8 protein-coding genes are annotated in these 13,088 nt (G+C 59.4%); 1 reads left to right on the forward strand and 7 read right to left on the reverse strand.

The annotated features are described in order from the left end of the window. The 7 genes from BLR63_RS03495 to BLR63_RS03525 form a co-directional block, all read right to left on the reverse strand. Complete coding sequence (locus BLR63_RS03495; RefSeq protein ID WP_010567601.1) at positions 1–1,977, reverse strand: vWA domain-containing protein; 1,977 nt, start codon at positions 1,975–1,977, stop codon at positions 1–3. After that, on the reverse strand, positions 1,974–3,023 hold the full coding sequence (locus BLR63_RS03500) for a hypothetical protein (protein ID WP_010567602.1): 1,050 nt from the start codon (positions 3,021–3,023) through the stop codon (positions 1,974–1,976). The genes BLR63_RS03495 and BLR63_RS03500 overlap by 4 nt, the downstream gene beginning before the upstream one ends. Further along, complete coding sequence (locus tag BLR63_RS03505) at positions 3,024–5,720, reverse strand: putative virulence factor (RefSeq protein ID WP_010567603.1); 2,697 nt, start codon at positions 5,718–5,720, stop codon at positions 3,024–3,026. It lies immediately after the preceding gene. After that, a complete protein-coding gene (locus tag BLR63_RS03510; protein ID WP_010567604.1) occupies positions 5,717–8,851 on the reverse strand; it encodes a virulence factor SrfB in 3,135 nt (1,044 codons plus the stop codon). The genes BLR63_RS03505 and BLR63_RS03510 overlap by 4 nt, the downstream gene beginning before the upstream one ends. Positions 8,852–8,862: 11 nt before the next feature. After that, positions 8,863–10,224, reverse strand: coding sequence for an SrfA family protein (locus tag BLR63_RS03515; protein WP_042947713.1), 1,362 nt, complete (start codon positions 10,222–10,224; stop codon positions 8,863–8,865). Between the two features lie 390 nt (positions 10,225–10,614). Then, positions 10,615–10,812: an acyl-CoA dehydrogenase gene (locus BLR63_RS03520; RefSeq protein WP_010567607.1), complete on the reverse strand. Its 198-nt coding sequence runs from the start codon at positions 10,810–10,812 to the stop codon at positions 10,615–10,617. Positions 10,813–10,823: 11 nt separating this feature from the next. After that, positions 10,824–11,426, reverse strand: coding sequence for an OmpW/AlkL family protein (locus BLR63_RS03525; RefSeq protein WP_078835156.1), 603 nt, complete (start codon positions 11,424–11,426; stop codon positions 10,824–10,826). Between the two features lie 476 nt (positions 11,427–11,902). Between BLR63_RS03525 and BLR63_RS03530 the strand changes: the two genes are divergently transcribed. Continuing rightward, entirely contained in the window at positions 11,903–13,087 is a 1,185-nt protein-coding gene (locus BLR63_RS03530; protein WP_010567609.1) for an efflux RND transporter periplasmic adaptor subunit, read from the forward strand. Position 13,088: the final 1 nt, after the last annotated feature.

The raw sequence follows: 13,088 nt of genomic DNA on the forward strand, positions 1-13,088 counted from the left end.
TCAGGGCATCATTTCCAGCGGCACCGGGTAGACGTTCTCACGTGCGTCGCTGCCATCGGCCAGGGAAACCCAGCGATCGACGTCAGCGTTATAGATCTGGTAATGGCGCAGTTTGGTGGACAGTGTCCGAATGAATTTCTCCTGAGCCAGACCATCCCAGCTTTTCCAGGTCTCCTCATCCAGGTTCAGCACTTCGCTGTGATACGGCAAGTCATCCAGATACTCACCCAAGACACCCAGCTCGGACAGCTTTGCGGTGCCGTTCTGTTTGAGTTGGTTTGGATCCGTACCCATGGTGGCGGCGACCGAACGCAGGCGCTCGAACATGTCGCTGGGGGAGATCATCCCTTCATTGGCCGCATCAAGGATTTTCTTGAGCACATCACTCAGATCACTCAGCTGGGATTTGGTCAGCAGCACACGGACATCGGTGGTCGGGACGTTTTGCTTGATCGGGTCGCGGTCGGCGATCCATGCCTGAAATACCGGAGGTGCCTGGCTGCCGGTTTTTTCGCCCAGATACGCCAGGCGCATGGCATGGCCAATCAGCGCGGCGTCGTCGACCAGTTTCTGCTCCGCCGGCGGCGCCTTCGCGTTCATGGCGCTGCCGATAGCGTCCTCGCCCATGTATGCCGCCTTGACCTGGCCCGTGATGGCGGTGGCCAGTGCATCGACCTTGCTGCCGAACGCATTGATATCACCCGCATCCACCGGGTAATACAGCGACGTGTTAGTGCCGCTGAAAGTGGAGAGTACCTGGTACTGGGCCTCTGCCTTGGCGTGGTCTTTGGAACCTGCGGATGTTTTCAGATGAAGGGTATAGATGGCTACGCCTGGATTACTGGCTTCAATCCTGACTTGCTCGGCATTCAGACCGGTCTTGGACAGCTTGTCATCGGCATCCAGTGCGCCTGCGTCGGTGATGAGGACCACATAGCGTGCGCCGAATGGCTTCCAGTCGACCTTGTCGATAGCTTGCATGACCCCGGCGTAGGAGTCCTCGTCAAAGCTCTTGCTCGACACTTTGGCCTGCTTCAGGTCGGCGACCTTCGCCATGAAATCCGCGCCGTCTTTTACTGTATTGGGGTCGGCGTACATCTTGGTCACATACTCCAGCCCAGGCACGGCCTGTGTGCTGGAGCGAAACGCGACTAGCCCGAATTTCACCTGGCGACCGAGGTTTTCCTTGGCGATCTGAGCGTAGACCTTGCTGATTGCCTCGCGGGTACGTTCGATATACGGGTCCATCGAGATGGTCGAGTCGATCACAAACACCACGGCAGCGCTAAATTCCTTTAGTTGGCTGGCAGCGTCGATGCCAGCCTGAGACGAGGTTGCCGTTGCTCCTGCTTGAGTGCTTTGTACGAGGGCTGCATCGGCTTTGCTGACCGAGGCGACATTGAGGATGCGAGTCCGAAACCCGCCCTCGGTCATGACTTCCTCACCGCTGAGCACGGGCAGCAGGTAGAACTGCTTCTGCATGTCGATGAAGTATTCCGGCTCTTGCGCAAGCACGCCCGGCGCGGGTGCATTTTGCTTGAGCTTGGCGCGCAGCGGAGCGATCACGCTGACCGGATCGGGCGCGTCGAGAATGCCCTCTAGGGTGCCGCGCTCTTTAAAGAACATCAGTCGGTCGCGGTTTGCCGGGTTGGTGAACGCCAGGGTCAACTGCATTTTCCAGTCGACGGTACAGGCTGCCGGCAGCCAGCCCGAGGTTTTGCCAAAACTGTCTGGCCCGACTTCGATCCAGTCAGCGTTGCCAGCCTTGGCGTGCTCGTAAACGTAGAACCGACTGAACGGCGGCTGCTCTGCACCGGGCGGCGCACCTGCGGCAGGGCTCAAATGGCATCCTGGCGTGGTGAGTACACGCTGAAACAAGGTTTTCTTGCCTTCCTGCAGCAGGGGTTTGTCGGCAGCCAGGGCCCATCCCGAACTCAGGCACAAACAGGCTGCAAGTGTCAGTTTCAGCAACGTCACGGCTTGAGCTCCTTGAGGCGTTGCGCCGCTTCGGCGTTGTCAGGTTGATAGCCCAGGATGGTTTCGTACCAGTAGGCCGCTGTTGCGTTGTCGGCTGCCGCAAAACAGGCGCTTGGTTGCAAGTACTTGGGGTCGTACTCGCGCGCGTATGCTTCGGCGACTTCTACGTTGCCTGCCTGAGCGCGATTGGCATAAAGCCGCTGCGCAACGCCGCACTGTTTATTGGCTTTAGCCATCCCGATGATGTTCAGCAGGGTCGCGCTATCAGGCGCAAGCTTGATGCAGCCCTGTACAAAGTTCAGCTCGGTTTCGCTGGTCAGTGCCTCGCTGCTGCACGGCGCCGGTGCGGCCGGTGCTTGAGGTGCGACGGCGGCCGGAGCAGGAGCGGTTGTCGCCACCGCCGGCTGCGTGTCTGCAGGCTTTTTGAGCCAGAACCACAGGCCTGCGGCGATAATGCAAAGCAGCACCAAAAGCCCTAGGAAGAGGAGTCCCTTACCACTTTTTGCGGGCGCAGCGGTGACCGCGGGCGGCTCAATAATGGGCTCCGGTGATGGCTCTGCCTGCTCGGTCGGCGCTTGCACTGGCTCGATGACAGGTGCTGGCTCCGGTTCGATGACAGACGCAGCTTGCGCTGGCGATTCGAGGGTTACGGAGGTCTGCGCAGCCGCAGGCCCGGTGGCACTTCCTGCTGCGGACAGGGCCAGGCCTTCCATCAACTTCATCGGGTTGTCATCTTCGCCGCTGCCGTCGGTGCTGCGCAGGCGAAAATTGAATACTGCGGTCGCCGAGTTCAGCAGCAGCGGATCAACGATGTTCGGACCAACCTGATGGCTGATCGAGTCGCCGCTGCTGTCTTCCTCGAAGTGTTGCGCGAACCAGCAAGGCGCATTGCCCCACTGGTGGCTCTGTTGCAGATAGTAGTCATCCTGGTTGCGCTGAATGGCAAACTCAAGGATGCCGGCGTCATGCTCCCAACCACGCACTTGAAGAAAGCCATGGCCGGGCACGGGATTGGCCAGTGGAGAGAGTCGGATAGTGATGGACATTTATGATCTCGCTTTGAAGGCCTGGATGACTCGGCCCATGGCCTCGTTCTGCTCGGGTGTAATGTCTTTGCCCTTGCGATGGCCGACATTTTTCTGTGTATGAATGGCGATGCCCGAAATCCAGTCGTTGGCGAAGATCACACTTTGGTCATCCGCTTGGGGCGCCAACTGTGGGAAGCGCCCCGGCATTTCCTTTTCATAGAAGGCAAACAGCGGTTGCTTTGAACCCAGCAGGCCATTGGGGCGCTGCGCGGACGGCTCGGTGGTATGGCCGAACCAGGCGGCGAAATCATTGAGCAACAGTTGTACGGTCAGCACCTGGCGCTGCACCAGATGCTCTCTGCGAACGCCGCTCTGCGCGCGCTTGAGCAAGGCATTGCTCAGTTGCAATGGCACGTCCAGACGTTCGGCGCAAACCACCAGCTCCTTGACCATCAGCGCGATGGCCTCGGCAGGCAGTTCCAGTAACTCCAACAGGCTTTGGCGTCGGCTCAGGTTGCGCAGATGGCTCGCCCACAGATCGAATGCAGCGCGAGCAAACCGGTGCTCGTGGCTCTGATACTGCGGGGGCGCTGTCGCAACGGCTGTTTGCTCAGCAACAGGCGTGATGGCTTCGCCAAAAATGTCGTATTCAACCTCGGTTTTGACTGCGGCCGGTTTTGTTTCAACAGGTTCGGCCGACGACGCATCAAAATCACCGTTGAGGTACAGCTCACGCAACTGCTGTTCGGGTAGCGCCATATACGCGAGCAGCTCGCCGAGCACGTATTTGCCGTGGGGCGTCGTGGCGAAGGGGCGGGCGATCTGGTTGGCGATCACCTTCTTTTTGGCGCGCTCATCTTCGCCGCCGGCCTCGTAGTACTCTTCGAGACGTGGCAGCAATTGCACCATCAGTTCTTCAAGCTGCTCCTCGATACGGTGCAGTTTGAATTCAATGTTGGCGACCGACGTGAATGCTGAACTGAAGCGTTCCATGCCGCCATCGTTCATCTTGAGCATCGCCTGCCAGGCGTTCTGTGGGTCTGCCACGTGGCGCTTGACCAGCTCACTGTTGTTGAAGGCTCGCTCCAGCTCCGACAGGGCTGCGAGGGAGGATTCATTCAAACGCACCTCGCCGAGCTTGTCTTCCAGATCAATGAAGTTGGTCTTGAAGCGTGGCTTGCGCACCAGATAAGTGTTCTTGAAGGGCGTACTGCCCCATTGTTTCATCCATTCTTCATTGCCGAAGCGCTCAATCATGGTGAGCTTGAGCATGTTGTCGCAGGCTTCGGGGAACTGAACGGTTTCGCCGTTGAGCGCGCCACCGATGAAACCGTCACACATGGTCAGCGCCCAGATCAGACCGCTGGCACGGCCGTCGCGCTGCTGCGCACTGGAGCCTTGAGTCTTGTCGATCCAGCTTTTCAGAACCGGACCAACGCTGACGACTTCGCTCTGCTTGAACGTGCTCGTGCACATCACCAGCGCGTTCATTTCCTGCTCGTTGGTGTAACGCTCGAACAGGTAAGCGACCTTGCCCCGCAGCAGCAGCTTGGCTACTGGATTGTTGGCAGCGCCACTGCTGTCGACTTCGCTGGCTTCGTTGATGCTCATCAGTTTTTGTCGGCTGCGATAGCCCGGAAAATCCAGCAGGTCGACGCTGTTGACGATCGGATTGGCCGGCTCATTGTCGAGACGGAAAATCAACTCGTTGGTCAGCGCGGCAAGCTCTGCCCGATTTACTGACACGGCGGGGCTTAAGGCGCCGGCGATTGACGGGCGCACTTCAATAGTCGTGTCGCTGCTGCCGCCCAGGCGGCTGAGGATGTCGACGTTGATGATGCTGTTGCTTTGAACCAACTGCCCGTCCCGTTCGCTGACCAGGGCGCTGATCGGTGCATAGACCGTTTCGGCCAGACCAAGGCGGTGCAGGGCGGCGGCCAGTTGTTCGTACGTTTCGGTCATCTTGTCGATGCCGCCCCACAGCGGGGCAAACAGCTGAGCACGATCACGTATCGACAAGCGTGGCGCCAGCTTGACCACCCGAGGCCAGTAGTGGGCCAGCAGGGGGCGCATGGCGTTGGCGTAATGGTGTTCCAGATAGTCCCAGAGCAGCACCACATCGTCACTGCTGACGCCGGCCGTCGGCGCAGCGGCGAGGTTGCCTTCAAAGCGTTGCAGCAGGCTTTCTACCTGGGCATCGGAGATCTGGCTATTGAGGCGCTGATGATCGAAGTCCTCGAACCAGGCATTGGCGAGTATGATCGCGACTTCGACTTCCCGGAAAAGGCGCAGCTCCACAGGAAAGCCGGAAGCAGGACTCGGTTTCGCACTGCGCGTGAAGCGCGTGACCAGCCCGGTGGCCTCCTTGCCGCCGCCGACCGGGTTCACGTGTTTGATGAAGTCCAACTGCTGATCGCCCAGTTGGGTGAGTAATTGGCCCTTGTCGTCTGCGGCAAGGGCCGAAATCAGGTAGCTCTTTCCTGCTTGTGAGAGACCGAAGAAACCGATGCCCATTGGGGTGGTCGAGACCCGTCCCAGGCTGCGGGCCAGGTTGCGCGCACGGTACAAATCGCGGTTGAGAGCATCCGCTTTGGTGGCCACTTCTTCGACTTTTCCGGCCACGTCGGCCACCCAGTCCAGGGCCAGGCCAGCACCTTCATGTACGGATGCCCAAGCCTGGGTGAGTTGATTCTGCTTGGTGGTCAGAGTAGTCATTTCGGACTTACGCTCCCGCTGTCGAGCCAGTAGTTGGATGCACCGCCTTCGGCACTCAACATGGTGTAGAGCTGTAGTTTCACGTCCTTGCGATCGAAGGACTCATCGGTGTTGCTTTCGATGTTGTCGTCAATCACCAGGGTTTCGGCAATGATCTCGGCGTCGCCGCGGTCGGCTTCGGCTTCCTTGATCCGAAAGCGCAGCAGCAGGCATGCCTCCTTGCCGTCCTTGGTTGGCTTGCCGACGAGCTTGCGTGTGCCACGCTCAGTCAGTTCGATCAAATAGAGCGGCGCCGCCACCCAACGCTCTGCGTTCAGCTGGCGATAGCCCAGGCGGGTTTTGCCGAGCACCCGCAACTGGGGCCCATCCAGGTGTGGCTCGTGCAGTTGCAGGAACTCATTGCCCCGTGGGTCACTCTTGATCACGTCGCGGTACAGCATGTCGTGGTCGATCACCAGATTGTTTTCATCCAGCTTGCCGATATGGCGCATAGTCGAATACGGGCTGAGGCGGCCTACGCTGAAGTAGAAGTTCGACACCTTACGCTGCTCGCTCAACAGACACAGCATGGCGCCCACTGCTGCGGTGCTTTTGGGGTCGTCAATCTGACCGTTGCGATGGAAGGGGTACCAGCCTCCGGTGCGATAACCGTTCATGGGTACGATGCGCCCCGGTGGCAGTGGCACCTTGCGCCGGATGTAGGCTTGCACCCCCGGCAGGCGCGACGGCCGGCCGGTGAGCAGCAGTGCATCGCAGGGGTATTGGAAGACCACCTCGCAGAGTGCATCAAGGATCTTGCCAAGATTGATCTGGCCCTTGAGAAACGCTTGATGAATCGCTGGCAGATCGATCCGCAGGGTGGCTTGACCCAGGTCAAAGCCATCGCGGCCGCCATCGATGCGACGGACACCGCCGGCGACGTATTCCCTGAGGCGATCTGTGATCGCATCTTCGTCCAGAAGCTCGGCAAACGCGTATTCGTGAACCGGGCTTGGCAACTCGGGATCGTAAGCCTCGTAGTCTTTGAGCAGGCGCAGACCGAGAGGCACGAACACTTGCAGGTTAAGTTGCTGGCGCAGGATAGCGTCCTGGGCGCTGGTGCTCTCATCGCCGCACAGGCGTGACAGCAGCGAGCGGGGTGACACCACGCCGAAATTCAGCAGAGCCTGCTCAAGGCTGGGCAGGACAAAGCGCTGAATGATGTCCAGCAGAATGTCGTCTCCGGCCACCTTGAAACTGTCGCGAAAGCGTTGCTCGGGGATGATCGAAACGTTGCTGCCGCTGGCGTGCTCGGCGCCTCGTTCCAATGAATAATCAGTGATGACAAGGTCAGTGGTGCCGCCACCGATATCAATGCTGGCCAGCGTGATCTGCTCGCGATTGGTCTTGTCGGGGCGGGCCAGAGTGTCGAAGAACTCTTGGGGGTGGCCGGCGAAGTTCTCGCGAATCTCGGTGTAGAGATAGACCAGTTGGCCGCAGGTGGCCTCATCCCATTCCACTTTTATACGCGGTAGCGGGACACGAGGTACGGGCACTGGAGAGTTGGCACCCTTGGCTTTACTCGGGTCGAGGTCGCCTTCATGCCAGCCCATGCACTTCCAGACCAGCGCCATGGCTTGCAGCAGACGGTCGTTGAGCAGGCTGCGCTCGACTTGAGGCATGCCTGGCGGAACTGTCAGGGTGATGCTCGATAGCTGCCGTGGCCTTTGGGTATGCCCCATTCGTGTTCGTTGAGCGGGGCTGTTGATTTGCAGCAGCGCTTGCGTCAGCACCTCCGCGAGCATGAAGGTCATCAGGGAGCTGCGCGAATACTGAGGGGAAAACGCAGGCAGGCGATCATCCTCATTCTTGAGCTTGTAGAACGCCTGGCCCAGCTTGGTGATTTTGTGTGAGAACGGCGCGGCGGTGGCTTTCGGCTCGCTGTCTGTCTGCACATATGAATTGTTGAAACGCCAGCCATGGGTATAGGCATTCTCATCCCACAGATAGCGTTTCGGGCTCGACAACCCGGTGGAGCCTTCAGTGCCGCGACGACGCCCAGACAACCGTCCGGCTTCGACGCCGACGCGAGCGATGGTCGGCCACTGGAATGCATCGTGGCGGCCGCTCTGGACCGAAAAGTTCTCTTTGCCGAAAGAGGCCTGGGCGAACTCCACACGGCTCTCAAATGGTTGGCTATACACGCGTTCTGGGCGCACCAGATCGCGGATCTGGAGGATGTAGTTGTGCTTCATCCCGTCACCGGACTGACCGTGGTTTTCGATCAGGATGCCGCAGGTGCGTGAGTTGCCGACATCCAGTACCAGATCCACCGGGATCGGCGGGTCCAGCGACTCGACACCGTTGGCCGCCAGTTTGACTTCCGGGATCACGATGCGCGCAGGTTCGCTGCTACGTTGTTCGGGCACTGGCTTGGCCATCAGGCTCAGCAGGTTCAGGTAATGACCCAGGTGTCGCTGCTCTTCCAGCTCATCATCAATGTCTTCGCTGGGGCGGTGTTTGTTGCCCTCGCGATAGATTTCCGCCAGCCAGTCCTGCACCCATTTCTGATCCAGAAACCATCGGCTCTGGCGTGCGTGGCAGGCCAGGCGAAACGCTGAACCGGCGTTGATGTCGTCGCGGGTCGGCGCCAGGTATTGCATCCCCGATGCCGACGCCATCGACCGGGTGTCGAACGCCAGGGTCAGGCGATGAGTGTTGCCATCTACATCCGGCTGTTCAAGCTCCACCAGACGCACGCGGGCCCAATTGGTAGGACCCTCGTCGTAGCGCTCTGGCGGCAGAAAACGAAAGAACGGAACGGGCAACCATAGGCCGTCAAGCAGCTTGAGGCTTGCCTGCATGCTCAGGGTCAGGTCTTCGTCATCCACCTCGGTGACCAGGCGCTCCTGGGTTTGCGAATGGGCCAGGCGATCGCCCGATTGGTTGGCAGTTGCCACGGGGCCCAAGTGGAAGTACTGCTTGGTTTCCCGATTCTGCAACAGGCGTGCGATCAGCGTATTACCCATTTTGGCAAAGCGGCCGGCGGCTTCGTTTCGCAGATCGAGTCTGACCGCAAAGTCCATGAACTGGATTCCGCTGTCGTTTATCAGGTGGACGGTATCTTCAAACTTGGTAAGTTCGGGCAGCATGGGGACAGCCTTTATTCGCGCCGCATGGACATTGGGAATTGGGTATTGCCGTAGTTGCCTTGGCAATCGGCGATGCTTTGAGCGCCCGGTTTACATGCCACTTTCGGCATGTCGTACCGGCTGCCGTCGGTGCATGTGGCCTGGTCCTGGCTGTTCAAGCCCAGGCTGCCCGCGTTCATTGCCGCGCTGACTGCGCCGGAGCAGGTGACACCGTCCGGACGACGGATCGTGACGTTGCCTTGTCCCTTCTCGAATGCATACTCAAGTCGCAAAGGTCGAGAGGTTTTTGCATCCATGATCCCTGCACCTGCACGATAACTGCCGTTCAGGAAATCAGCGGGGCCTTCCGCGGCATCCGAGGGAATGCTCAGCGGTGTGCCGGGCGCAACGGACGGAGCAGGTGCGGCCTCAGCCGTGGGTTGGGAGGAGGGCTGCGGTGGGGCTGTGGAAGGCTGGATGGACTCCGGTAGCGGAGTTTCTGCGGGTTCAGCCACAGGGGCCGGTTCAGGCACCACATTGCTGGCATTTGTTCCAGACCCAGAGCCTGACCCTGAGGGCACTATTGCGCCGGCAGGGTTGCTGCTCCCAGCTGCAACAACAGGCCCTGTACTGCCGGTATCGGCGTTGATGTGGGGTACGGAAACACTGCCGACCGGTAGCATGGCAGAGGGGGTACACCCTCGTAGGAGACCAAACAACAGCAGCGCCAAGAACACCAAAAGCAATGGCCAAAGCCACCAGAACCGACGCCAGAAAGATCGCGTGACTTGAGTGAGCGGCGGAGCCGGCTGTACGGTGGGCGCAGGTTCTGAAAGTACGGCTGGTGCAGGTTGAGGTGCATTGGGTCGGGGATTCAAGAAGTAAAGCGGGTCGCGATGCCGGTCGCCCTCGTGTTGAACGAACCCCCAAAAAGTCAGCACTGGCTGAGTGTAACGTTCAGACTGGCCAGCTGCGTTAATGCGGGTGGCGTCGACCAGATAGATATAAGCGTCGGCAGGCGCATGTGGCACCAGGCCCAACAGCTTTCCAAAAATAACTTGGTCGCTTTGGCCGCCTTTATTGCCTGCTTGCACCAGCGCCGAACTCATATCCGCGATCGCGTTTTTGAATTGGTTCAGCTGAGCCCTGGCATCGTTGCGTTCATCTTCTGTTGCCGAACTCCAAGGCACGACATCACCTTGGACCGGGCTATACCAGTCAATGACGCTGCCTTGTTCATTACTCTTGGGGACGGCAAGAAAGCCGGCCATTGGCGGGGCTTTACGGGCCAGCGCGGCGATAAGTTGCAGAGCAGCCTTGTGGACGGGTTGCCCCGTTTCGCCCACGGCGATGAACTCGTCACTTTTGCCTGTACGAAGCAGCGCACCGTGCATGCTGAACATTCCCTTGTAATTCAATCCGTTGGTTCATTCAGAACCGTGAGCAGGCGGTCACCATAATGGCAGAATGCCTTTGGCGTCAATTTTTATGCATATGACTTCACTCGCATACGTTCTTTTTATTGGCTCTGGCGCGGGCCTCTCAGCCGCATTGCGGTTTCTCGCCGCTTCGTACCAGCCGCTGGTGGGGTATGGCGGCCACAGGCCTTGGCCGCTATCGGCCCCAAACCTTCTCCATGGTGATCGTGCGCTCGGCGCCGTGCCACGATCCGCTTCAACGCTGCCTAAGTTCGCGAAGCGGTGTAGCCCTTGGTGGACCCGCGTTGCGGAACTCACTCAGGGGCGTATGTGTCCCACAGCAGCCAACCAAGCGATACCGGTTCGTTAGGCGTCCAGTTCGGCGAATGGAAGCCGGCGTTCACGATCGCGCTGGATCGTCTCTTGGGCGAACTGGCTGGCCAGGTGCTTGGCGGCATCAATGGCCTGGGCTTCGCTTTCCAGGCGAGTGGCGGGTGTTTTTGACTGGATCTGCAGATACGGATCGCTCGAGCTGGCGGTATCGACTTTAGGTAATGAGCTCATGATGATTTCCTTTAGAAGCGGTAGCCGAGATTGAAGCTGTAGATGGTGGGGTCGACATCGACACTGCCGACCTTGGTGCCGGCGATTCTTACGTCGCTGTTGATCTTCGCGTAACGCACATCGGCGCCCAGACTCCAGTGTTCGTCGATGGCGACATCCACTCCGGCCTGAAAGGCTGCGCCCCACGAGTCGGAGAGCTCGAGTTTGGCGCCGTTGTCCAGATGCTCGTCGAAGAAGTAGGTGTAATTGACACCTACGCCTACGAAGGGCTGCACTTTGGCGCCGGGCAAAAAGTGGTACTGCAGAGAAACAATCGGCGGCAAGTGGCGGGTGCTGCCAACCTTGTCGCCGTTGAGCTTGATGTCGTGCTTGAACGGTAGGCCGCCCAGTACGTCGATGGCCCAGTTGGGTGTGAGGAAGTAGGCGATATTGAAGGTGGGCCCGACAGAGCTGTTGATGTCTATCGTCCCGGGGGAGATGTTGCCAGGGGCGGAGGTCGGCACAATGTCACTGATGCCTACACGCACTTGCCACGGACTTTCTGCGTAGACCAGTGGCGCCGCGACACATAGCAGGGCTCCAAGGGTTGTTCGTCTTAGCCAGCGGTATTGCATAAAGCACTTCCTTGATTCCAGATATAACGGACAGCGTTTTACCAACGCCGATAGGGGGTCGCTCCGCCACGTCCGTACATTCGGTATGCAGGGAAGCACAAGGCCATGGTGCAGGCTTTGTGCCAGACTTTAACTTGCTGTTTTTAAAAGGTTTTAAGCCGGTGTGGTTAAGTGCAAGTGTCTGTCGAGTGACCGTGTTGATGAAGTTGTGTTGCTGGCCCGACAGTCGGTTGACTGTGGCGCGCAATAGACGAAGGCCACCGCAATAGCCGCACAGGCGTTGATGGACAAAATCGGCGAAGTGGTCGCTGAAAACGCGGTAGGACTCACCGAGTCGACCTGACGCAGTTTTGCCTTCAGCCAGGTCGCGAGACTCAACGTCATGAAGATGAGCCGCCGGGAAATCTTCAATTTTCCTGCACATTTGCCCTGCAGGATGGCGCTGACTCAAGCCATCCCGTCTTGCAGAGGCCGCTATGTCGACGAAAATTTTTGCCAAATTCCTGGTAACCGCCGCGGTTTGCCTGTCCTTGTTCATTCTGTTCCTGCTGGGCGGTTGTTCCGGCGGTGAGTCGGCGCCGGCAGCGATGACGCCCAAGGTCTCGGTGATCAGCATAAAGCCTCAGAGCCAAGTGCTGACCACTGAGCTTGCGGGGCGCACTCAGGCCTTTATGGTGGCGCAGATTCGTCCGCAGGTCGGCGGCATCGTGCAGCGGCGATTGTTTGTCGAGGGGGCGGATGTCAAGGTCGGGCAGGCGTTGTACCAATTGGATGCGGCGTCCTATACCGCTGCCCTGGCGCAGTCCCAGGCGAGTCTGGCCAAGTATCGCGCCACGCTTAAATCCGCGCAGGCCACTGCCAGGCGCGATGCCGAACTGGTGAAGATCAATGCCATCAGTCAGCAAACGAACGAGGACGCTCAGGCGACCTTGCTGACCGCCGCCGCTGATGTACAAGTCGCCGAGGCGGAAGTCCAAACCGCGCGGATCAACCTGGCTTACACGCGTATTACCTCGCCGGTCAGCGGACGGATTGAAACCTCCACGGTGACCCCAGGGGCGCTGGTGGTGGCCAATCAGGACAGCGCACTGACCACGGTGCAGCAACTCGATCCGATTTATGTGGACGTTACCCAATCGACCACGGAGCTGCTGCGGCTCAAGCGTGACCTGGCCAGCGGCGCGTTGCAGTCCAACGGCGATGGCGAGGCATCGATCAGCCTGAAGCTGGACGACGGCACCACCTACAACCAGCCGGGGCGGCTCAAGGTCAGCGGTATCAGTGTCAACGAAGGCACGGGCACCGTGACCCTGCGTGCTGTTTTCGCCAATCCCGATCACCTGCTGCTGCCGGGCATGTATGTGCGCGCGGTGCTGGAACAGGCTCGCGATGACCAGGCCATTCTGATTCCGCAAAAAGCCGTGACCCGCAGTGCCAGCGGTGTGACCACGGCGTTGCTGGTGGTCGACGGCAAGGTTGAGCAGCGCGAGCTGACCCTCGATCGCGCGATAGGTAATCAATGGTGGGTCACTTCGGGCCTGAAGGCCGGTGATCAGTTGATCGTCGAAGGCGGACAAAAAGTCCGTGCCGGCGCCGCCGTGCAAGTGCAGGACGCCAATGCTCAAGCGGCCACACCGTCCACCCCAGTGAAGGAGGGTTGAG

Origin of the sequence: Pseudomonas extremaustralis, from assembly GCF_900102035.1 — a bacterium.
Taxonomy (GTDB): domain Bacteria; phylum Pseudomonadota; class Gammaproteobacteria; order Pseudomonadales; family Pseudomonadaceae; genus Aquipseudomonas; species Aquipseudomonas extremaustralis.